This is a genomic window from Cryobacterium serini (genome assembly GCF_004404025.1).
Classification (GTDB): Bacteria; Actinomycetota; Actinomycetes; order Actinomycetales; family Microbacteriaceae; genus Cryobacterium; species Cryobacterium serini.
The window spans coordinates 137,948-159,146 of record NZ_SOHN01000009.1 but is presented as its reverse complement, the minus strand read 5'-3'; the positions used below and the strand labels follow the sequence as shown (position 1 = coordinate 159,146).

Below are 21,199 nucleotides of genomic sequence, written 5' to 3'. Positions count from 1 at the left end.
CGTCAAACGAGACTTTGTCTCCTAGCGCATTACCATCTAGCACAACGTCGAAGATCAGAAGCGCCCGGCGCTTGGGGTCAAGACCTGTCGCGCGGTCCGTCCGCCCTGCGAGCGGCGGCCTGAGAAGTGTGAAGTTCGTGCGATGCTTACTGGTGCGCAAAAATCCCGGAGTGCCACCCGTGAACTCATTTACTGTTGCCTCTGCGCAGATGAACTCGTCCGTCGGACAAGTTGAAACGAATCTTTCCGAGACTCTCCGAGTTATCCGTGCGGCGAGTTCACAAGGCTCGCGCTTGGTGGTATTTCCGGAATTGTCATTGACCGGTTACGATCTGATTCAACTGGCCCACGATGACCGGTGGTTTGCCCCAGACGATCAGCGCCTGGATCTTTTGCGGGAATGTTGTGCCGAACTGAATATCACAGCCGTAGTCGGAGCACCCGTACTTATGGCGGGGCGACGATTTCTTGCATCCTTAGCAATCGAGCCCGACCGCACCATCTTGGTCGCTCCCAAGAATCACTTGCACGGCGACGAGGTCAACCACTTCGAACCAGGCACCGGGCTGACAATTTTGAGCGTCGACGGATGGCGCGTGGCCTTAGCGGTGTGCGTTGATACCGCTTGGCCGTCTCACGCGACTACTGCCGCTGAAAACGGGGCCGACCTTTATGCGGCATCCGTTCTTTACACCGACGGCGAACAACGAAAATTGGACGTCCGGATGGCCGCTCGCGCTATCGACCACAACATGTACTCACTCGCTGCAAACACAGGGGGCACCCTGTCGGCCAACGCTCCGCTGGCAACTCCGCAATATGGGCACCCGACGGAACCTGTCTTGCCCGGGCAATCACAGCGGATGACGAGCTTGTCATCGCGAGTCTCGCACCGAGGCATGGGTAGGCGATTCAGGCGCAAAAATAGGAAAATCTGTCCCACTCATCCTTCGGCTACGGGCACTGACTCTGTCAGGCTAGTGATTTCTTCAAACGCTTACCCCGGTGTCTGGCAGCACATACTCTGTGAAGGAGGGGGTACACGAAATGCAACTGCAAAGACCGGCCTTTCCCGCGCTCCTCGCCGTGACTGCGCGGTCCTGGATCCTCGGCATTCCGTCGATGGCCCTCATCGCCCTGGCGGGGCTTCAGTTCGCGATCATCTCACATGCGGGTATCGGCGAATCCTGCTATCAGAACATCGAGCTAGGCCGTCTGCCTTTGCCCTCAGCAGGATGGACTACGGACGGCTCATTGTCGTTCTTCCCCATTGGGGTCCAATGCTCCTATTTCACAGGCGAGCATGAACTCCTCTTAGTACATACCCAGACCAGCGTGTGGGACTGGGGAATCACGATCGCCGCGATCCTCGGAGTCTTGGGCGTTGCTCTCTTTCTGACCGCCCGACTCGCAACTCGACGGTCCTGGCACGAATCCCTCTGAAGAATTAGACCCAGACCGTCCCGCAGGGGGTTCGGCTTGCGGGCAACATGCTCCGCGAAGCGACTTGAGCTGAATCACGTTTGAACGCGCCCGCTGGACGTCCGTCTTGCGGGCGCCGACTACCGTATTCTTGCGCCGTGAAGAAATTGCGGCGAGGCACCTACGACCGGTCTGCGGATGCGGCTTATTTCAACATTTCACCTCGGATAACCGCCGGGGAGGCCGTTCGGCAGGACGTTCACGAAATCGACGGCCGCGGCGAAGTCATTCTCGACTTCGATGAAGACGGCAAGCTTCTAGGGGTCGAGATCCTCGGTGCCAAGTCTCTGCTGCGCCCGTCCACCCTGAAACAAGCCAAGCGAATCGGCTGACCCAGTGGCGCTCCGGTTCCGGTCCTATGGCCGTTCGTTTCGCGGTCCGTGGGTGCACTCAGCCCTAGACCGTTTCACTAGGACCTTCCCGGCGTCCCTCTGCATCCAGAAGGACTCGCCGACGGTCGCTCCCCTGGACCAGCAAGAAGCCAGCCGCGAGAACGGAAGCTGCTGAAGTGGCTGAAGTGGCTGAAGTGGCTGAAGTGGCTGAAGTGGCGAACATAGCCGTCAACACAACATCGGGTTTCAAGGTCATGGCCCGCCCGGTCATGGACGTAAATTCGCACTGCAGTCCCAGAGGGATCAACGTGATCCGGCCAACGATCGGCTCGTCGGGATCGACGCTCTCGCGCGACGCCGGGAGTGCGTCCACAACGCACGAATAGCTTGGATCTCGAACCGCATATATCGCCGCCGCAGGCGGCAATGCCATGAAGATAGCCAGCCCGCACAACGCAGTAGCCGCCCATCCTCTCGTCCCCATTAGGCCATGCAACCGCATTCCCATGAGCTTGCCGGGACTCCTCTTCTTAAGTCGTGGGAAGTGACCGCACGGGGTTCCCCTTGCGGTTAGGGGGTGAAGGGTCTGCCGGATCCGATCCGGAATACGCCAATCACTGTGGTGCCGTCCGATGCGTAGGCCAAAATGTCGACGTAGGTTCCTTCATGCGCATTCGTCCACTCGATCGCTTCCTCGGGTGACTTCAGGTTCGAGCCTTCAGCGGCTTCAAGGTCTTTGGAATACACGTAGCCCGACTGCATATCGAGGGTTTGGACGAGGATGAGGTCGGGGGCGATCGCGCTGCTTCCTTGGACACCGAACGTTTGACCGTTTGCGTTGACAGGCCAATCCGGAACCGGCCCGAGTGTGGCCTTTCCGCCAGGAGTGGCCGAGGGCGTGTAAAACAGGGTCCCGTAGTTCAGTGCCGTCGCCGTTCCGCCTGTTCCGACGGCCGCGATCAGGAGGATCAGCGCAGTCCAGCGGATTGCGCGCCCTCTTCGAGTCACGGGATGCTTCTCCTGAGGGAGCGAACCTTGCGCTTCTGCGACAAGGAAGTTCCTCATTTGGGTTTTGCGTTCCGGGAACAAGTTGTCGTCGTTCATGATCAGGCAGTCCCTTCTGGCTGCACGCGCGGAGTCGGTGCTGCACCGCTAACCCCGAGGGCAAGTCGGCCTTTGGCTCGGGCGAGTCGGGATTTCACCGTGCCGACCGGGATTCCCAAGGCCAACGCAGCCTGGGCCATCGACATGTCCTCAAGGACGCACAAGGCTAGGACGTCCTGGTCCCGTGGACTCAACCGGGAGAATGCCTTCCGGACGCCAGTTCGGGGCGATTGAGCGTCGAGACGTTGGCCGGTAGCTTCCGCGAAATCGTCGGCGTCTCGAGGTGCAGGGAGTCTGGCAAGAACCAGGTGTTGGCGCCGCCGAGAACGGGCCAGATTGCGGGCCGTGTGGGTGGCCGTTACGAGGAGCCAACCGATGATCGATGCGTCCACTACGCGAACGGACCGGCGGCGCTTCCAGGCTGTGAGAAAGGCAATGGCGGTCACATCATCGGCGTCGGCGCGCGACCCTGTCAGTCGAAGGCTGTGGCCGAAGACGCGATCCGCGTGAAGTTCAAAGACTCGCCCGAACGCTTCAGGATCGTCGGCGACCGCGCGCAACCACAGTGCGACCTCGCTCACGTCCTCCGAATGGTCCACACCTAATAATGTCCACTCGGCTCATCCGAGTTCCCTTTCTCTGACACGAATGTCAAACGTCGTCGCGGAAAGAAAGCACTCCACGCGGCACTCGCGAGAAACCAAGTCAAAGCGTCCCAATAGAGGTTCGGCTATTGGGACGGTGCCAGTCAGTTTTCGAGTCGTGGCGTGAGCTGCCCTGCTGCCCAGTCGAATCAGCCGACTTCGTCGATCAGTGAGAGGCAGAATGGGTGGCCAGCGGGATCTGCGAAAACGAGACAATGGGCGGCATTCGGCTGGTGGTCAAAACGGCGGGCTCCGGAGCGCACAGCCCGCGCCCCTGCCTCTTCGAGATCGTCTACAAAGAAGTCGATATGGACGAGCGATGGGTCCTCGGGCCAGCGTGGCGCCCGGTAGTCACTCACTCCCATGAACTCCAGCCGAGCTCCCACACTGCGCATCGTTGCCCACTCCTCCTCGTGGACGAAAGTTACCTCTCCATCTGTGAGGTCTGCGTAGAACGCAGCTAAGGCCGCGGGATCGGGGCAAGCCAACGTCGTCGAGCTGTAACGGATTCCACTTGACATAGCGATCACACTACCGAGCCGGGACCAACGACGTCAGGCATCGCTAGTCATGTTCGTGTATCTGTGCAGTAGAAGGATTCCCTATCCGGACGCCTCCGCGTCCCGCTGAAGGTTCCCAAGTGACATAGCGTCTTCGCGCAACGCCGGTGGGTGGATTGGCCCCAGACCTGTCGCGCTGGAGGTCCGGCTTACGGCACCCTTCGTCAAGCTACATTCGGATCATGTGGAGGACTTTTGTGCGACAGGCGACGGCCGACGACCTGGAGTTTCTTGAAGCGATCGAGAATGAAGCAGATGCGCTGTTCGCGACCGTGTTCTCGATAGTCGACTGGCGGCCTGCTCCTTCCTATACGACGCCCTCACTGCAGAGTGGCTTCATCCTCGTAGCCAGCGAAAATCCGGGATCGGACCCGATCGGGTTTGCCATGTCCTCGAAGTCCCTGGCAGCAGTCATCTCGAGCAGCTGTCGGTCATGCCGTCGGCGGCACACCGCGGGCATGGGCGCGCGCTCGTCGAGTAAGTCAAGAGCGACTCACGACTGCGCGGATGCAAACGGGTTACCTTGCGAACGTTCACGGACGTTCCATGGAATGCGCCCTTCCACTTGAGCTGTGGTTTCATCGAGCGTGATCCCGATTCTGATTTTCTTCGTGATCTGTCAGCGGCAGAGAAACAGCGAGGACTTGGGTGCGGCCGGCGTATTCAAATGAACTTCGACCTGACTGATGAGCTGCCCCGATAACCGTTCCCCACTAGGAGCCTCTGGCGGGGGTGCTCTCAGGTCACCGCGAGCGGAACATGATTCGCGGAAATCAAGCTCTCGACAGCCCCCATCCTCCGGCGTCGGTTTCACCGGGCTTCGCACCGCCCGCACCGCAGCAATCGGCGCAGGGCTTTATTTGGTTTGGCCGTCGTGCGCTCGGCCACCGCACCACCGTCGTCTAGAAGTCAGTTTCTTGGCAGGCCACGCGCACCTTGCGGGAATACGATCTCTCTATCGGGCTTCCCGTCACGTCGGCAGCCCGCGACGCACCGCCTCACAGCAGCGTCGAAGCATCGCTGCACCACAGATTGACGCCGCTGCGATGCGGCGGCTAATCGTTAAATTGTGACCCCGACGACACCGTTTCTCATCCAGCTAAAGCACACAGGGAGCATCAATGGGTACTGACGACCAGACCAACACATGCAGTTTCCACATGAGCGGTGCGCTGCCAGCAGGTGGCGACCACCTCGGTGGCACCTTCGGTCAGTCGCCGACCCTGGACAGTTGGTACCCGCAGCGTCTCCGGGTTGAGCTTCTCCACCGGAACGGCGTAGACGCCGACCCGCTCGGCGCGGACTTCGACTACGCGGCGGCCTTCGCAACGATCGACTTCACGACGCTCAAGTCGGACATCAAGCGACTGCTCACCACATCGGTCGACTGGTGGCCGGCGGACTACGGCAACTACGGTCCACAGATGATCCGAATGGCGTGGCATGCCGCCGGCACGTACCGAATTGCCGACGGCCGTGGCGGAGCGGGCACCGCGATGCAGCGGTTCGCACCAATCGGAAGCTGGTGGGACAACGGCAACACCGACAAATCACGACGACTCCTACAGCCGATCAAGCACCAGTACGGCAACGCTCTGTCGTGGGCCGACCTGATGGTCTTGACCGGCAACTGCTCCCTCGAGTTGATGGGCCTGCCGACGTACGGCTTCGGTGGTGGACGACTCGATGCGTGGGAACCGGACGACGGCACCTGGTGGGGCCCGGAGGTCTGGAACCCGCACGCGGTCGCGAGCCCTGACGAGATGGTGAGCCGCGACGAACGCTGGCATGGTCAGAACGGCGACGCGGGCTACGACTTGCAGAGCCCCCTGGCCGCGTCGCACCAGGCGCTCATCTACGTCAACCCTGAGGGGCCCTATTCGAACGGCGACCCGCTGGGCTCAGCACGCGACATTCGCATCACGTTCACGCGGATGGCGATGAACGACGAGGAAACGGTGGCATTGATCGCCGGTGGCCACGCGTTCGGTAAGAGCCACGGCCAGGTACCCGCATCCGACATCGGACCATCACCCGAGAAAGCCCCGATCGAGTCGATGGGGCTCGGTTGGCACAACCCGGTGGGCACCGGCAGTGCCGAGCACACTTCGACCAACGGCATCGAGGGCAGCTGGTCTCCGAACCCGACACAGTGGGACAACACCTACCTCGAGAACCTGTTCGCGTACGACTATGAGCAGACGAAAAGCCCGGCCGGCGCGCTGCAGTGGGCACCGACTGACTCGGAGGCGCCGAAGACTCCGGACGCCCACGTACCCGGTCAGATGAACCCTCTCATGATGATGACCTCGGACATCGCACTCAAGGTCGACCCGGAGTATCGGGCCATATGCGAGCGTTTCCTAGCCGACTTCGATCTGTTCACCCTCGCGTTCTCGAAGGCCTGGTACAAGCTCACGCACCGCGACATGGGGCCGAAGCACCGGTACCTCGGCCCGGAGGTCACCATCGCCGACGACCTGCTCTGGCAGGACCCGCTCCCGGACGCAGCAGGATCCTCACTCGACGAGGCCGACGTGGCAGCTCTCAAGGAAGCCGTCCTCGCGACCGGGCTGTCCGTGTCCGACCTCGTCTACACGGCGTTCTCCGCCGCCTCGACTTACCGCGACAGCGACAAGCGCGGAGGGGCGAACGGTGCCCGCCTGGCCTTGTCGCCGCAGAAAGACTGGGCGGTCAACCGACGCACCGTCCCAGTCATCGACGCGCTGCGGAACGTACAGGCGGCTTTCACGGCGACGTCGGGCGGACGGAAGGTGTCTCTCGCCGACCTCATCGTCCTCGCCGGCAGCGCCGCCGTGGAGCAGGCGGCACGGGCGGCAGGATCTGACGCCAGCGTGCCGTTTACGCCAGGCCGTGTCGACACGACGCAGGAGTTGACCGACATCGAGATGTTCGAGTGGCTGCGCCCCATTGCGGACGGGTTCCGCAACTTCGTGTCCGAGCGCTTCGAAGAGTTTGCTCCGGGCGTCGCGCCCGAGGCGGCATTCCTCGACAAGGCGAACCTGTTCACTCTCACCGCACCGGAGTGGACCGTCCTGCACGCCGGGCTCCGCGTGCTCGGCAGCAACTGGGACGAGTCCGACGTGGGTGTGCTCACGGATCACGTCGGAGCCCTGACGACCGACTTCCTCGTGAATCTGACCGACACCGACCTCATCTGGACGAAGGACGACGAGACCGCGATGACCTTCACTGGTCGGGTTCAGGCGACCGGCGAGGCTCGCTGGAGGGCCTCCCGGAATGACCTGGTATTCGGCTCGAACGCGCAACTGCGGTCGATCGCCGACGCCTACGCGGGCAGCGACGGGCAAGAGCGGTTCGTCCGCGAATTCATCCGCGTCTGGTCGAAGGTCATGATGCTCGACCGCTACGACATCAAGGGCCACAAGCGTTACGGGGCGATGGCCGCCTGACCTCGGAGGTCGCGTCCCGGCGAGCTGACGGCGTGGAGGCACGGCGCGGTCACGCGCTGAGCCTCCAAGCCGTCGAGGCCTTGACCGAACGTCGCTTGAGGCCGCGAGCCGAACGTTGCACGGATTGATCAGGCTGGGGACGGCCAAGGAACCTCCGCGGGCAGCACGTGATCGACCACACTCGCACCTCGACGGCTTGCGAGGGTGGACGGGCCGCTATGCCCTGGAAGCCGTTGCCCCCACTCGTAGAGACGCCGGCCGGATTTGCTTCGGCCTCGGGTCGCGAGAGGGTGCCGCTGATGTTCTCTGTGGCGGCTCGTAAGGCCTGAGCCTTCCGGGGTCATGTCCCGCTGAGAAATGCGCGTGACCGGTAGAGGCTCCCGCTACGGGACCAGCCGATAGTCGTGTCTCGGCTAAACGCCGGGGTTGACGATGCGCTCCATCCACGTCTCCGGGGCGATCAAAGTGGAGAACCCGAGATTGGAATACAGGCCGTGTGCATCGTTGGTTGAGAGGGCGATGCGCCTCAGTCCCAGGGGATCGCATTCCTCGAGAATGCCCGCGATGAGGGCTTTGCCAATTCCATGGCCTCGCACTGTGGGGTCGACGAAGACATCGCAGAGCCAGGCAAACGTGACGCCGTCGGTGATGACGCGCGCGTAGGCGACCTGTCTGTTGGACACGCTGTCGTAGATGCCGAAGTTGCGTGATCCGTCAATCGCTGCGTCTTGCCGTGAGCGTGATCGCTCGGGTGCCCAGTAGGACTGCTCGCTGATCCAGCGGTGCACCTGGACACGGTCGATCTCGGCAGTGTCGGATGAGAACCGATAATTTGCATTCATCAAGCCATCTAATCGTGTTGACACGGACCGTGCCGAGTCCTGTCACTCTGGATCCACTGACAAATCAATCGCGATTAGAGCGAGCGCGCTGAAAGCGTCCCGCAGAAGTTTCCTCGAGGGGCCGACATTTAGACGGGGTAGGCCGAGATGTCGATCCGTTGCGATGGCGGCAGGCTGACATCCGCTGGACGGATTGTCCTGTGTGGAATCGATGGCGCTGTTGTACAGCTGGGGTCGCCCGCCGGTGTTCCCACGACAGTCATGGGTAGGTGGCCCGTGACCTCTGGTGTCAAGTCGCTCAGCGCGGTCTTCAGATCGGCTCGGGCTCGTTGGTAGCGGGTTCGGGCGGTTGATGGGCTGATGCTCAGGATCTGGGCAGCTTCGGTGATGGCGAATCCGTCCCAGTGGATGAGGCGGACGAGTTCGGCCTGCGCCGGAGTCAGTCGGCCGATCGCATCTCGCACGTCGGCCCCGTCGTCCGCGGGTCGCCCTTCGGTGGGGGAGGTTCGGAGGACCTCCCGGAATCGTTCGGTGAGGCTCCACCGTCGTCGTTCACTCCGTGCGGCGTTCGTCACGACATGGCGGGCGATTCCGAACAACCACATTCGGCACTGCTCGGCACCGGGTGGTGTTGAGTCGACTCGTCGCCAGGCCGCGAGCATCAGCTCCGCAAGTCCGTCGGCAGCATCGTCGATCGGGAGTCGACGTTGGAAATAGCGCAGCAGGTCCGGCGACGCAGCAGCCAGTGCTTCAGTGAGACGCTCAGAGGAGTTGCTATTGCGTGCCCTCACCAGCTGGCTCCGGGGCAGAAGGACTGCCCGTCCGAGCTGAGGTTGCTGTCGGCGCCGTCGATGCCCTGGTTCGCGAGCTCGGCGCTGACCGCAGCGGTGACAATCATCGTCACCGCCCGCTGGTACTCCTCATCCGCGTTGTAGTGCACGGTTCCGTAGCCGGCTGGTTCGGTCGAGCCGTCGGCGTTGACGGCGATGTTCGAGTCCTGTCGGATCCACTCGATCGTGCTCGCGATCTTCTCCTTGGTCAGCAAGGATTCAATGTCTGTTGTGCGGTAGAAGTTCTTGACGGCCTCGACGGCGGCGGGGTCCTGCCCGCGGATGTTCCCGATCCGCTCCTCGCACTCCACGCCGCTGGGCAGGGTGTAGGCCATCGAGGCGACCGGGGTTTGTGCCCAGGGAACCCAGCTGTTGGTCACCGCGGCCGTTGCCGTTGCTGCGCCACCCAGAAGCAGTACGGACGCCAGCCCCGCGAACACCGGCCGTCTCCACGGCCGCCGTGCGGTCACGCGCGCAGTCTCGACACTGGTTGCAACCCGAAGCTGGGTCAGCTCATCAGCGACACTGTCGGTCATCACCGTGGTGCGCGGAGCGGATCGGTCGAGCAAGCCGTCCAGATCGTCAGATGTTGGGCCCATGATGTTCTCCTCAAAAGTTGGTTACATCAAAGACATGTCCGGAATGACGCCCAACGTCTGCGCAAGCCTCAGAAACTCTTCCCGCCCCCAGGGCCCGCCACCTGGTCCTTCGATCATGCCGGAAGGATTGCGCGCCAGGTTACCGTCCAGAACGACGTCCGAGGAGTTCATCGAACTTCCATCGTCCACTCCGCGCTAACGTGTCCCGCAACAGGTTCCCCCTGCGGGAAAGTTGAGAGGCAGCTAGTTGGGCATCCCAGGGCACGCATCCGCGCCGATTGGAGAACATCGTGACCTTCACAAGCCAGATGATCACCGTCACCTTGCGCGGACAAAATATAATCAAGGGGTCCACGAAAATCACGTTCAACATTAATCAGTTCGGCTCACTACCCACTGTGCTCGTCACCCCCGCAGCGCCGACGGTCGCACGATATCAGGCCCGTGATTGGGCAATCCACAAGATTTCCCCGCCGACGAAACGACATACCTGTGGCTGACCGTGGTGCACGCCGGCCTCGGGCTTACCTGGGTCGAGTCTGATACTGAGTGAACGCCCAATCTGCGCACCCCGATCGCCCGCGGTCCAGCACTCGCGTTCGTGCAGGAGACTAATGGTCGCCACGTCCGCCAACGCCTGCCCGATGGTGCGCGGGCGAAAACGCGTTGGAATGGCATGAATGGAATGGAAACCGTGAGACAGCGCCGCGATCCGAAAATCGGGGTACTGATCTTCTTCCGCTTCGATGTCGCTCAATGTCACAACGTTCCCTGACCGGTAGGCGTCAAGGCAGGGACCTTCTCCGGCTTCGCGGTGCAGGACTTCAACGATGTGGCTTTCCTCACTGGTGGACGCCAGCACCTGCAAGTTGTCGTGGGGATCGGCCAGAAGTATGCCCGCTGCGCTGGCGTCGAGCAACACAACACATTGATCGACCAAGGTACGGAACAGATCGAGCACGTCATATTCTCCGACGAGCATCAGCTAATTCAACAAAAGCGCCGCTCACCAACGCGGCCCGGGACATGCTCGTCGTACGTGAAAGTGTCGATCTCAACTCCTTCGCGTGACCGGGTCGGACCCAAAAACACAGCGTTTTGGTAGAGCGCATGGTCACGCGGCCGGGCACGTCCAGTAACTGACGATGGCGAATCCTCGCAACATAACGATGCCCTTCCTGATCACGTGATTTCACGACTCCACCCGTAAAGTGCTCACTTTCTGACTACTTTCTTTGCGACACTATATTTATGCGCGCAGATCGCCTCGTCGCCACACTCCTGCTGATGCAGGCGCAAGGACACGTGACAGCTCAGGAAGTAGCGGCAGAGGCCGATGTGCCCGACCCTGCGCGGTGGACCGCCCCATCGCGCGCAGCCACCACTCCTGAAGGCATTACAGATGCCGTTGTCCAACGCAGGAAGGTTCGCCTCAGCTACCGGGGTTGGAACCGCACACGGGTCGAAGGACTTTGTGACCTGTGGGGACTGGTCGAGAAGAACGCGGTGTGGTAATTCGTCGGCGGTGTGGATGGCACCCAGCGCACGTATCGCATCGCATCGCATCGGGCGAATTGTCTGGACAGCTGTCACAGATGACCCCGCCGACACAACAAACGTGACCCCATCGAAAGTACGCAGACGGCCGGGCAGCGAGGATTGAGCGTCGCTCAGATCGCGGACGGATCGCTCGGAATGAGATCTGCGCTGGGATCGGGCTCGGCTCCGCGTGCGCCCTGCCCGGTCTTGATGCGGGCCTGATACAGGTGGGATTCAACGGTGCGTACCGAGAGAAAAAGCTCACTGGCGATGTCGCGATTGCTCAGCCCTTGCTGAACGAGCGCGGTAATCTCTCGCTCGCGCGCGGTGAGCGTATCGATCGGGCTTCGCTCCGAACCCGGGGGCAGAACGATACTGAAAGTCCCCGCCGCACTCGCCGCAGCATAGCTGTCAGCCAGGGCTCGGCTACGACGTTCGGACACCGAATTGGACCTCTGCCCGTGCAGGTGGGCAGCTTTGAGGCAGGCGCTGGCGGCCATTCCATAGGCGCCGAGTTCGGCCAAGTGCCGCGCCGCGACGTCCATTTTGTCGGCATCGACCGCTGCGGCGGCGCTCGCCCGCTGGGCCATCGCAAGCACGATCGGTGAGTCTGTTTCGGAGGCGATTTGCTCCAGGCGCACGGCGACATCCGCGGCCGGTTCGCCAAGTTCGTAGAAGGTGTTGAGCAACCAGGATCGAATCAACGGCGACTGCTCGTCCGCAGACTTCAGCAGGCGGCGCGCTAGATGCAGCGCGGCGACGTTGCGACCGGAATGCATCAAGAATTGCAGATCGGATTGGTCGAACTCAAATTGCGAGAGCGCTCCGGCGGCGGGGATGGTGCAGCCCCGGGCCCGGGCCATTTTCGCGGCGGCCGCCTGCATGAGTCCCATTCGGGCGAGGGAACTCGCGTGCAAGCTCTGCACCCAAGGTAACCAGCCCCCGGGATCGGATTGGACGAGGTTTGCATCAGCCATTCGAAGTTCAGCCTCCGTTCCAACCGTGTCTCCCCGATAGTGCGACAATTGGGCCGAGATAAAGCCGAGAATGCCCAACTTGCCGTGGTCGTGGTCGGCGACCGAAACGCGGATCCACTGGTCCAACTCGTCCGTGAGGCTCGCCACCTCAAGCCCGCTCCTGCAGCGCAGTGCCGCGGTGCTGTGAAAGATTTCGATGCCTAAACCGTCGCTTGAGTAGATGTCGGCGTTGCGTTGTGCGCGTTCGCGAAGATTAAGGTCTGTGGCGAGTTCGAGCAGGGTGAGGCCGTGCTGGGTGCGCCCTTCGTGGACGTGACCCATGCTGCTCAGGCAGGCCGCACGAATGCGGGTGATGACGTTGTAGTCCTCATTGTTGGCGATGAACTCGCCGTCCCGGGCGACCCTCGCGCAGTCCATGTTCTGCACGGCCTGGGTCAGACGGATATATTCCACTTCGCCGCGCATAGCGAGGTCGCCGACAAACCAGCCAGCCACCCGGTTGCTGAACGCATCGTACTGCGCTGCGGTGAGGGGCGAAAACTTAGTTAGGGAAATTGCCCAGCGAGCGAGCTTGACGCCGTCCGACGGTTTCACCAAAAGCTCGTCGGCCGTGGACGTGACGGCCACGGCCGCGGCGTAGCGACCGCAGGCGGCTAGGGCTCGTGAGTATTCGATGGTCGCTTTGAGACCCGGTTCGATCTCCAGGCTCAGTGAGGAGTAAAGGAGCGCCTGCTCGGGCTGGCCGCCGCTGCGGCTGCGACGGGCAGCCATGATCAAAATATCAGCGACGACGGCTTGGCCCCATTTCTCGGTCACACCGGGGCGTATATCGGAGCGCTCGAGCCAGCTTTTGGCGATGATCTGGGCTTCGGCCGGGGTGGTGGCGATGCCGTGGCTGCGTTCGGTCAGCAACACCTCGACCAAACGCTGGGTGCTGCTCCGGAGCAGCGCGCTGTCGGCCCGGGCGAGAGCAGCCTCGGCGAGCATGGCATGACCCTGCACGTGGTTGTCCATGTCTGACAGGCGCCGCACATGGCCACGCCGGATGAGGTCGCCCAGGTCGGCGGGGCTACTCAGCATCAGCGCCCGAGTATAGGTCGTTTTGTGCAGCGCACCGATAAGTGAGAGCGTCACCAGCTGGGCCGGGGTGAGACCGCGCAGCTGGTGAGTGAGCAAGTCGGTGATGCGCCGCGACGGGGCCTGGAACGCAAAGGCGGTGCGTTCCAGGTCGGCCAGGGTCGGCTCCTGTCGTGCGACTTCGGCTGTGAGCTCGCGCAGTATGACGCGGGAACCACCGCTTCGGGTGTGCAACAGCGCCTGCGTGACGCGGTCGAACTGAGTGCCCGGTGCAAATTCCCGCACCAACTCGGCGGACTCCGGTTCGGTCAATGGCTCCAGATCAAGGCGCTCGGCGCCGCCTTTGATCCAGAGATCGTCGAGGAGGAGTGTGGTCGCGTCGTCGACCGAGGTGAGGGCCGCGCGCGGCACCAGGTCGCTCGTTGCGAGAAGCGTGATGGCCTGCGCCGCGACTAGCTGGCTCAAGCACCGCATGGTGTGGGCATCGACCAGGTGGGCATCGTCGACGAGAACGATCGGACGGTCGACCGCGCAGACGCGTTGGAGATAGCTCAGGAGCCGACCGGTGGTGACGACTGTGCCGACGAGCGCCTCGGCGAGAACGAGGTTCGGTCCGTTCAACAGGGAACCAAACGGTTCGCGACTGCTGCCGAGCCTTCCGCCGAGACGCTCGGGCTGCTGGCCCGACGTCGTCAGGCATCGAGCCACACTGTCGAGCAAGAGAGATTTGCCGAAACCGAGCGGTCCAAAAATGACCATGCTGATTCCGGCATCCAGGCGATCGACGATCCGTTGCGGGTCACGGTCGATACCGACGACGCGGGGCGCTGCGGCAAGTTCGAGTTGCAGCCCCATTCGCCGATCCACATTCACGTTGCCCCACCGATCCAGACCCAGGATTACGTTGCTCACCGCAGCGCTTGTTCGAACACTTATCGTCACCCCTACGATACCCGCATGCAGAGGGGGGAACTCCCGCAAGGGGACCCGCACACACTGGGAGCGGAAATCGAACTGCTGGATCAACATTCAAATTTTACTGGGGTAAGTGGGTACGGTTACGGGTTTTGTTGCGGAACAGGCGTAAAGAGCACTGGACACTGCAGCGAACCGCCGAATCGCTGGAAATCATCTCATAACGTCCCTAGATACACGAATGTAAACGGCCTGACCGGTCCGATTCGTGGCGATTATGAGACCGGCGATTCAAAGGACACGGCATGGTAATTCAGACTTCTAACGAGCGTCGCTCCGACCGCAAGCGCACCAGTCGAGGCAAAATCATGGCCATTCTGGCCGGCGGTGCCGTGCTTGGTCTCGGTTCCACCGCGACGCTCGCCGCGTGGACCGATACGGAATGGGTTTTCGGTGGCAGCGGTAATGATGCCGGCGTCGGAACCTCGTCCTTCGAGGTCGAGCAGAACGTCGTCGCTCCCTTCGCCACGACCGCGTTCGTACAGGACGAGACGAACCCCGGCCAAGCACTCACCTTCGGCCTCGACGCTTTGAGTCTCACCCCTGGCGATTCCGTCTACGCGCCCGTAGCCCTGCGCACGGTTGCCAACTCGGTGGCGGGCGACCTCACCCTAGAGCCAGCCGTCCCTGCCGCCGGCGTGGTCGTCGTCGACGCCGGCGGCAACCTGTGGAATGACCTCACCGTACGGGTCTGGGTGTCGGGAACAGCGTTTACCTGCGATGCGAGCACCGTCGCATCCGCTTCCATCGTGCAAATCGCCAGCGGTGCCCTCGGTACCAGCGGCGGAACTGCCGCGCAAACCCTGGCGGCGGCCAGCGCGAACACCCAGTACTACTGCTTCTCAGTCACCCTGCCAGAACCGATCAATGCGAATGCAGCCCGCGAGATCGCGGGCCTGCAGGGCCGTACTGTGGCGCCGGCATGGGAATTCTCGGCCGTCTCGAGCTAACCGGCCACAATGTCACGAGTGAAAAGTACCAACGCAATCACCAAGGATGTGATCCTCAGCCTCGCCGGTGTGCTGGGGCTCCTGTCGATCGTCTGGTTTTCACTGGCCCACATCTTCTCGCTGTCGATCGTGGTGGTTTTGACCGGTTCCATGGCCCCGGGGCTTCCCACGGGTTCAGCCATCGTGGTTGAGCAGGGGGTGCCGGCCGCCGACCTTTTGGTCGGAGATATTGTGACCGTGCCCCGGCCCGGGTATGAGTTACCGGTGACCCACCGCGTCGTGAGTATCGATGACATCGCGGGAGACGTAACCGCCCGCTCCCTGACGTTGCAAGGTGACGCGAACGCAACGGTGGATCGCACGCCGTACTCGGTGCAAACTGTGCAGCGAGCCGTGATGGGCTTGCCCACCCTCGGATACGTTATCCGCACCCTCCAATCGCCCCTGTTCACGGGTGCGGCCACCTTGCTGATCGCCCTCGCCATCGTCTGGGCATTTTGGCCGCCGAGTGCGAAACGGGTTGTCGCCACAGCCGGTCCACGTCGGGAAAGCATCGATTCATCCACAGAACGTTAGGGAGCGCGTTGATACGCATGCGAGAGATCACAGCGCGCCCGATGATCGTGGCCGCGGCAGTCGTCGCCGCCAGTGCGCTGGTGAGTGGGCTCAGTTTGTTTTCCCTACGCGCCGTCGCTGTAGTCAATACCGTGACGATCGTGCAGCAACCAGGCGTCCTCAAGCTGACCTCGAACCTATCGCGCGATGAAGTCCTCGATCTGGCCCCGGGGGACCCCGTGTATTGGCAGATCGGGGCCGACCTCACACAGGATCTCACCGGATCGCTGGTATTGGAGATCCGGAAGACCGGTGACCTCGCCACCAACGCGCATGGCTTGATCGTCGCGATCGAGCGCTGCAGCGAGCCATGGCTGAACCTAGAAAGCACACCGAGCTGTGGGGAGGAACACCACTTCGTGCTCGTGGCCACGCCGGTCGATGATAATTCGTCGAACAGTGCCGTCTTTGACCTGGCCGGAATTACTGAAGCGCACGGAAAATACCTACTCGTGACGCTGTCGCTCAATGCGCCCACGAACGTGGACGATGAAGACCTTATGAGCCTGACCGGCGAGGTGGGAATCGGCTTAACCGCAGCGGGCGACGGCTTTCTGAGCGAGCCCGGCAGTGCGGTACAGGGGTCTTTGTCAGCGGATTCCCGCGCCACGCTGGCAATGACCGGCATCGATGCGCTGGCCTTGTTTCTCGTAGCTGTCGGAGTGCTCGGACTCGGCGCGGTCTTCTCCCTACTACGTCGATTCGGGCCGAAGCGCGCCGACGCCCAGGCCCTGCGATGAGTCGCCGCGTTGTGCGCACGCGACCGCGCCACCGCCGGCCCGGCCGGGCTCGGCGGGCAACCGCGCTCGGATTAATTGTTGTCGGAACCCTGCTCGCCGCGACGGTGCAGCCGGCCATTGAACGCAGTTTCGCCGCATGGACCGATACCGAATGGACCCACGGATCGGTAGGAACCGACCTGATGGACTGTGGTATCGACACAGGATATTCGAGTATGGCCGCGGGCATTTTTCTCGCGGCGACGGTCGCGGGCGTCAGCCTGGACTCCGCCGTCGGTATGAACGGCCTGCGGGCCACGCGCGACGGCAACACCTCAGCCAAGGTCGTTCCGAGCTCGGCTCAGCACCCAGACGCCGGCGACGCTGACGCGACAACGGACACCTTCACGAACCCGCTGACGGTGTCCGTGATACAGCAGGGGGTGCTCAACCTCACGGGCCTGAACGCGGGCTTGCCGGTGGGAGCGGCGGGCGTGATCGGCGAGTATGCACGGGTGAGCAACACGGGGTCGTCGGCGGGGGCATCTGGTCTGGTGAATGACTCGGGCGGCATCGGCTTCACGCCGGCCACCGCAAGTGCGCAACTGCCGACGGCGGCAAGTCTCAACCTGGCATCGGTGCTACCGGCCAGAGTGGCCAGTACGTCGCTCTCGATCGGGGCGGTCGCTGCCTCGGCCCAGCTGGACTGGTGCGCGGCGCTCGAAAGCTCAATTTGGGGCGACGGCACCGTGAGCGGCATACAGCGGGACTACGAGATCGCGAGCCTCGGCCTCGTGATGCAGGTGCCCGCGCTCAAGGACGTTCTGACGAGTGCGACCTCTACGGTCTCGTCTTTCGTCAATTCAGAACTCGGGTCAAAGCCGGAGGTTGCCCGGGCGACGGACCTGCTGGCGAATCCCGTCATCGTAGCCGACAGCATGACCGTCGATCTCGCACAGGGCACGGTGTCCATGAACCTCGCTAGCCTGCTGAGCGCCAGCGTGAACGATCAGGCTCCGAACACGACGCTGGGTCTCAACGCCGCCAAGGTCACGGGCGCCGTCGCGCGGGTCTCCACCCTAGTCAGGGCGTGGGCGAGCGCTATTTCAACCGAACTGCAGATAGCGAAGTCGATGCTGAGCGTGCTGCTCACCACGCTGCTGGGCACACTGAACGCTGCCCTGGACAATCTAGCGAGCGTTTTGAATACCACGGTCACTGCGCTGACACCGACCCTGAACGAGGTCTTCTCGGCGCTGCCGCGGGTGCTGTCGCTCACCGTGAACGTGCAACCCGACCAACCGAACGCATTAACGGGGGCGACGTTCACGGCAGCAACTCCAACGTCGAGCGCCGAGTATCAGGTGAGTGCCCTACACATCGAACTGCTCGGCTACTCCACGGGAACGCAGCTCGCGACAGCGACCTTCGCAACAGGGTCGGCCGGAGCGAATGCGCGCTTGCCATAACGGGGCGCCCCCGCGCGCTCCCGGCCCACCTTAAGACCACGGGCCCAGTTCCGCGCATGGCCCTCGTTCCGGGCTTATGCCCGGAACGAGTTGGAGCCGTTAGTTGTCGAAGGTGTAAGGCATTTCCCACCACTGCAGGCATCCCGCACTTCTCCACCTCGTAACCACAGTCAAGGAACCCATCACCCGATCATTGAAGCCAACGGTTCTTACCAGGACCTACCAATCCAAGAAAGAGTGGGCCGGTGCAAGCGCTCGCTGGGCTCGACCCCCGCGGCCGGATCACCCTGCGGGACGTCATCAAATGCCTCGCCGGTGACGGTACGACCGTACTGTTGACCACGCAGCCATCCGCCGGTGTAGGCCAGTGGAACACCGGCCGGATGCCCTGCCCATTCGATTTGAACTGTGCCATTGCAGTTCTGCAAATGCGCGCGGAGAGAAAACAGGGATATGCAAATTGGGATGACGAAGTAATAAAATGGGTCTCTTAGAGTACGGCAATAGAACAGTCGAATTTGACGATCGGATTCTGGCGCACATTCAAATCCTCGACGATCCCAGCACCCTCGTGGCCGAGCACTGCAGGCAGAACAATCCCTCTGACTAGAGTGGCGAGGCCGTATCACTTTTGGATACACGAGTAAATCGTTCGAGGCCAAGCGAGGGAGGCATCAATGGAGATTGTTGAACTTGGCGAGACTGCCGTCATCGGAATCGAAGTTGTCGCTTACTTCGGCCAGCTGCGCTCCGAGATGCCTGCGGCCTGGCGCGAGCTGTTTTCCCGTCAAGACGAGCTGCCCGACTCAGGCACAGGCGTCTTCGTCGAAGCCAGCAACCATTTAGGCGACGGCCGTTACCGCGAGACTATTGGATCAGTAGCTGTCGCCGCCGAAATTCCAGTGCCTGATGGTATGGCTGTGGCTCTCCTTCCCGGTGGAAGATTCGTCCACCACCGGCATGACGGTACGGTGGCAACCATCGCAGGCGGTTTCCAGACCATTTATGACTGGGCTGAAGAGCAGGGATTGACTCTCGGGAACCGCAAGCTCGATGTCGGGTACACGTCCGACGGTGCTCAACAACCGCACGAACTGTACGTCGACATTCTCATCTGACGGCCCCCCTTCACGACGGAATCAGGCTATATCCGGTCGAACCGCCTTATAGTGCCAGTGATCCGCACAGCTGTCGCAGTCGTCCGGGTGCGGCAGCCTCGTATACTTGTTGAGACAGGGAATCGGTGACAAGTTATCTCTCCCCTGTGGCACAAAGTCAGCGAGCTCGGCAGTTCAAGTAGTCCGCCCGAGACCTCTCCCGTTGACCGTTCGGCTTGTGAGACGACCGTGATCGTCGACGTCGGTATTTGTGACGTTTAGCGCTAAGTGGTCGCGTTTTGTGATCCGCTTGTGCGACCTCGCCTCCTTCCGATCGAGCTTCCCCTGCGCAGACGACCGCAGCGAGAATGGAAGCATGCAGGCTGGCAAAGGTGATTTCGAGCTGAGTATGGACGAGCTGCGAGTCGTATCCCAGTACGCCGTCGAGAGCGCTGAGGAAGTACTTTCCGTGTTTGAGGAGACCAATCCGGAGGATTTGCGGCCGCGCTTAGCTATCGAGGCAGCCTGGGCGTTTGTGCATGGCGCCGCACGAACGAACGTGCAACGCGTGACGGCTCTGGATGCGCATCGCGCGGCGAAGGAGGTGGCCGGCGCAGCCGCAGAGTTCGCTGCCCGGTCTGCAGGCGATGCTGCCGCCGCCGCATATCTGCATCCTCTGGCCAAAGCGACGCGAGTTGGCCACATTCTGCGCGCTGCGGCGAATGCAGCTCGGGCCGCCGAGCTGACCGCCGGAGAGGATCCGGCCGAGGGAGAGGCGCTGATCGAGCGGGCGCGCCGACGCGCCACGCCAACTCTGATCGATGTGCTGCGTCGATACCCTCGTGCGCCAGTGGGAAAGAGCCGCGTCGCGCACCTCATGCAGGCACTGGACAGCTCTTTGTGCACGCCCTGCTGCGGGGTTCGGCTACTGCGGCTTCGCGAATCGTAACTACTGACGATCTGAGATCATTGGCCTCATGCTCGTATGGGTTACGGAATGGCAGGTCGCGGAAGAACACCTGCTTATCGCCGTCGGTGACTTCGTGGACTTCACCCTCTACCCGGCCAATATCGTTTGGCTGGCCCGCTTGTTTGGTGACCGCCCGGCGGTTGAGTGGCAGTTTGACACGTACGGCGATGCAGTAGATCAGCCATCGCTTCGTGTGCAGGGGAAAGTCGATGGGCTCATGAGCGTTCGGTGTCGGCAGGTTCAAACTACAGAAGGTCTCGTTCCCGTGACGGGAGCAGCCAAACAGCAGTCCGTGGCAGACACCTCCGGTTCGTGGATGCGCCAAGGTCGGTTTGAGCAAAGCGAGACTAGTCACGGCGCTGACGCGAGGAGTCACCATGGATCATACGAAAATGCCCACGCCGACGACACCACCGATCTTTATGGCTACATACTCTCGTTGACGGTCAACGACGAGACTGACAGCGCCGCAGAAGCGGCTATGAAATAGAGCGGAGGGCTCGCTATTTCATATCTCCTCCGGTCGGCTGCATAGGTAAGTCGCGATAGGGGTTCGATCTACGGGACGGTCTGGAAGTGCTCGACCAAGGGGAACGGTTCATAGAAATGGTGCAGTAGGGCGCGCCATTCTTGGTAGTGCACGGATTACCTGAAGGCGATCGCGTGGTCGTCGGGTCGCTCCCACTCAACGAGCAAGAGGTATGTGCTCAGATACTCGATCGAACGCGACAGCGTCAGGCTACGGCACCCGGGCATTGACGAGATGATGGCCCGCGCATCGGTAAAGGCGAGCTCGAATTCAACTTCACGACCGGGAATCACGGGTCAGAGGGCATGCTCTGTCATCACCCAAGCAGTGTCCCATTCAGCGTTCCCTATGCAGGACGGCAGCAAGGGTCGACGTTGGTGTGGATGATTTGTGCAGGCGAGTACGGAAAATGACACTGGTGCTAAACAATCAATTCCGGAGTAGCTTCAAACGCG

20 protein-coding genes and 1 pseudogene are annotated in these 21,199 nt (G+C 62.0%); 12 read left to right on the top strand and 9 right to left on the bottom strand.

Translation table 11 applies throughout. The annotated features are described in order from the left end of the window. Positions 1-128: 128 nt before the first annotated feature. The 3 genes and pseudogenes from E3T51_RS17500 to E3T51_RS06295 all read left to right on the top strand — a co-directional run. Positions 129-800: pseudogene (locus E3T51_RS17500) on the top strand (carbon-nitrogen hydrolase family protein); the annotation flags it as partial. A 247-nt stretch (positions 801-1,047) separates the two neighbouring features. After that, positions 1,048-1,443, top strand: a complete 396-nt coding sequence (locus E3T51_RS17095; protein ID WP_241989204.1) for a hypothetical protein — start codon at positions 1,048-1,050, stop codon at positions 1,441-1,443. A 137-nt stretch (positions 1,444-1,580) separates the two neighbouring features. Next, positions 1,581-1,814 carry a DUF2283 domain-containing protein gene (locus E3T51_RS06295; RefSeq protein WP_241989203.1) on the top strand — a complete coding sequence of 78 codons (234 nt, stop codon included), beginning with the start codon at positions 1,581-1,583 and terminating at the stop codon, positions 1,812-1,814. Positions 1,815-2,384: 570 nt separating this feature from the next. On the opposite strand, the gene E3T51_RS06290 is transcribed toward E3T51_RS06295, so the two are convergent. From E3T51_RS06290 to E3T51_RS06280, 3 genes are all read right to left on the bottom strand, one after another. Next, positions 2,385-2,918: a hypothetical protein gene (locus tag E3T51_RS06290; RefSeq protein WP_104191009.1), complete on the bottom strand. Its 534-nt coding sequence runs from the start codon at positions 2,916-2,918 to the stop codon at positions 2,385-2,387. Positions 2,919-2,920: 2 nt separating this feature from the next. Then, positions 2,921-3,499: an RNA polymerase sigma factor gene (locus E3T51_RS06285; RefSeq protein WP_241989225.1), complete on the bottom strand. Its 579-nt coding sequence runs from the start codon at positions 3,497-3,499 to the stop codon at positions 2,921-2,923. Between the two features lie 212 nt (positions 3,500-3,711). Continuing rightward, a complete protein-coding gene (locus E3T51_RS06280) occupies positions 3,712-4,083 on the bottom strand; it encodes a VOC family protein (protein ID WP_104191005.1) in 372 nt (123 codons plus the stop codon). A gap of 1,160 nt (positions 4,084-5,243) precedes the next feature. On the opposite strand from E3T51_RS06280, the gene katG reads away from it, so the two are divergent. After that, the gene (katG, locus tag E3T51_RS06275; protein ID WP_134528856.1) at positions 5,244-7,556 is read left to right on the top strand and encodes a catalase/peroxidase HPI; all 2,313 of its coding nucleotides are present in this window, start codon (positions 5,244-5,246) and stop codon (positions 7,554-7,556) included. Between the two features lie 413 nt (positions 7,557-7,969). On the opposite strand, the gene E3T51_RS06270 is transcribed toward katG, so the two are convergent. The 4 genes from E3T51_RS06270 to E3T51_RS06255 form a co-directional block, all read right to left on the bottom strand. Continuing rightward, positions 7,970-8,398: a GNAT family N-acetyltransferase gene (locus E3T51_RS06270; RefSeq protein ID WP_134528854.1), complete on the bottom strand. Its 429-nt coding sequence runs from the start codon at positions 8,396-8,398 to the stop codon at positions 7,970-7,972. Between the two features lie 128 nt (positions 8,399-8,526). Beyond that, the gene (locus tag E3T51_RS06265; RefSeq protein ID WP_134528852.1) at positions 8,527-9,189 is read right to left on the bottom strand and encodes an RNA polymerase sigma factor; all 663 of its coding nucleotides are present in this window, start codon (positions 9,187-9,189) and stop codon (positions 8,527-8,529) included. Further along, a complete protein-coding gene (locus E3T51_RS06260; protein WP_104191000.1) occupies positions 9,186-9,827 on the bottom strand; it encodes a hypothetical protein in 642 nt (213 codons plus the stop codon). The genes E3T51_RS06265 and E3T51_RS06260 overlap by 4 nt, the downstream gene beginning before the upstream one ends. A gap of 436 nt (positions 9,828-10,263) precedes the next feature. After that, the gene (locus E3T51_RS06255) at positions 10,264-10,809 is read right to left on the bottom strand and encodes a GAF domain-containing protein (protein ID WP_134528850.1); all 546 of its coding nucleotides are present in this window, start codon (positions 10,807-10,809) and stop codon (positions 10,264-10,266) included. 269 nt (positions 10,810-11,078) lie between these two features. On the opposite strand from E3T51_RS06255, the gene E3T51_RS06250 reads away from it, so the two are divergent. Then, the gene (locus tag E3T51_RS06250; protein WP_134528848.1) at positions 11,079-11,342 is read left to right on the top strand and encodes a WYL domain-containing protein; all 264 of its coding nucleotides are present in this window, start codon (positions 11,079-11,081) and stop codon (positions 11,340-11,342) included. Positions 11,343-11,497: 155 nt separating this feature from the next. Here the strand turns inward: E3T51_RS06250 and E3T51_RS06245 are convergent, their stop codons facing one another. Further along, a complete protein-coding gene (locus E3T51_RS06245; protein WP_134528846.1) occupies positions 11,498-14,332 on the bottom strand; it encodes a helix-turn-helix domain-containing protein in 2,835 nt (944 codons plus the stop codon). A 308-nt stretch (positions 14,333-14,640) separates the two neighbouring features. Here E3T51_RS06245 and E3T51_RS06240 point away from each other — a divergent pair, with 308 nt between their 5' ends. The 7 genes from E3T51_RS06240 to E3T51_RS06205 all read left to right on the top strand — a co-directional run bounded on the left by E3T51_RS06240 (position 14,641) and on the right by E3T51_RS06205 (position 20,705). Then, positions 14,641-15,345 carry a SipW-dependent-type signal peptide-containing protein gene (locus E3T51_RS06240; RefSeq protein WP_134528844.1) on the top strand — a complete coding sequence of 235 codons (705 nt, stop codon included), beginning with the start codon at positions 14,641-14,643 and terminating at the stop codon, positions 15,343-15,345. An 18-nt stretch (positions 15,346-15,363) separates the two neighbouring features. Beyond that, positions 15,364-15,921 (top strand): signal peptidase I, encoded by a 558-nt coding sequence (locus E3T51_RS06235; protein ID WP_166806399.1) that lies wholly within the window; start codon positions 15,364-15,366, stop codon positions 15,919-15,921. A 17-nt stretch (positions 15,922-15,938) separates the two neighbouring features. Continuing rightward, positions 15,939-16,700 (top strand): hypothetical protein, encoded by a 762-nt coding sequence (locus tag E3T51_RS06230; protein ID WP_134528840.1) that lies wholly within the window; start codon positions 15,939-15,941, stop codon positions 16,698-16,700. Beyond that, on the top strand, positions 16,697-18,148 hold the full coding sequence (locus E3T51_RS06225) for a choice-of-anchor G family protein (RefSeq protein ID WP_134528838.1): 1,452 nt from the start codon (positions 16,697-16,699) through the stop codon (positions 18,146-18,148). Before E3T51_RS06230 ends, E3T51_RS06225 begins: the two co-directional genes overlap by 4 nt. A gap of 677 nt (positions 18,149-18,825) precedes the next feature. Further along, the gene (locus tag E3T51_RS06215; protein ID WP_134528836.1) at positions 18,826-19,266 is read left to right on the top strand and encodes a GyrI-like domain-containing protein; all 441 of its coding nucleotides are present in this window, start codon (positions 18,826-18,828) and stop codon (positions 19,264-19,266) included. A 355-nt stretch (positions 19,267-19,621) separates the two neighbouring features. Continuing rightward, entirely contained in the window at positions 19,622-20,194 is a 573-nt protein-coding gene (locus E3T51_RS06210; RefSeq protein WP_134528834.1) for a putative immunity protein, read from the top strand. A gap of 28 nt (positions 20,195-20,222) precedes the next feature. Further along, positions 20,223-20,705 (top strand): hypothetical protein, encoded by a 483-nt coding sequence (locus E3T51_RS06205; protein ID WP_134528832.1) that lies wholly within the window; start codon positions 20,223-20,225, stop codon positions 20,703-20,705. 155 nt (positions 20,706-20,860) lie between these two features. Here E3T51_RS06205 and E3T51_RS06200 read toward each other — a convergent pair whose 3' ends face one another. After that, the gene (locus tag E3T51_RS06200; protein WP_338145147.1) at positions 20,861-21,037 is read right to left on the bottom strand and encodes an antibiotic biosynthesis monooxygenase family protein; all 177 of its coding nucleotides are present in this window, start codon (positions 21,035-21,037) and stop codon (positions 20,861-20,863) included. Positions 21,038-21,199 lie beyond the last annotated feature (162 nt).

Excerpts from the sequence above, each read along its gene's own strand:
- E3T51_RS17095 (WP_241989204.1), top strand. The coding sequence starts at position 1,048 with ATGCAACTGCAAAGACCGGCCTTTCCCGCGCTCCTCGCCGTGACTGCG.
- E3T51_RS06290 (WP_104191009.1), bottom strand. The coding sequence starts at position 2,918 with ATGAACGACGACAACTTGTTCCCGGAACGCAAAACCCAAATGAGGAAC.
- E3T51_RS06280 (WP_104191005.1), bottom strand. The coding sequence starts at position 4,083 with ATGTCAAGTGGAATCCGTTACAGCTCGACGACGTTGGCTTGCCCCGAT.
- katG (WP_134528856.1), top strand. The coding sequence starts at position 5,244 with ATGGGTACTGACGACCAGACCAACACATGCAGTTTCCACATGAGCGGT.
- E3T51_RS06270 (WP_134528854.1), bottom strand. The coding sequence starts at position 8,398 with ATGAATGCAAATTATCGGTTCTCATCCGACACTGCCGAGATCGACCGT.
- E3T51_RS06260 (WP_104191000.1), bottom strand. The coding sequence starts at position 9,827 with ATGGGCCCAACATCTGACGATCTGGACGGCTTGCTCGACCGATCCGCT.
- E3T51_RS06255 (WP_134528850.1), bottom strand. The coding sequence starts at position 10,809 with ATGCTCGTCGGAGAATATGACGTGCTCGATCTGTTCCGTACCTTGGTC.
- E3T51_RS06250 (WP_134528848.1), top strand. The coding sequence starts at position 11,079 with ATGCGCGCAGATCGCCTCGTCGCCACACTCCTGCTGATGCAGGCGCAA.
- E3T51_RS06240 (WP_134528844.1), top strand. The coding sequence starts at position 14,641 with ATGGTAATTCAGACTTCTAACGAGCGTCGCTCCGACCGCAAGCGCACC.
- E3T51_RS06230 (WP_134528840.1), top strand. The coding sequence starts at position 15,939 with ATGCGAGAGATCACAGCGCGCCCGATGATCGTGGCCGCGGCAGTCGTC.
- E3T51_RS06225 (WP_134528838.1), top strand. The coding sequence starts at position 16,697 with ATGAGTCGCCGCGTTGTGCGCACGCGACCGCGCCACCGCCGGCCCGGC.
- E3T51_RS06215 (WP_134528836.1), top strand. The coding sequence starts at position 18,826 with ATGGAGATTGTTGAACTTGGCGAGACTGCCGTCATCGGAATCGAAGTT.
- E3T51_RS06210 (WP_134528834.1), top strand. The coding sequence starts at position 19,622 with ATGCAGGCTGGCAAAGGTGATTTCGAGCTGAGTATGGACGAGCTGCGA.
- E3T51_RS06205 (WP_134528832.1), top strand. The coding sequence starts at position 20,223 with ATGCTCGTATGGGTTACGGAATGGCAGGTCGCGGAAGAACACCTGCTT.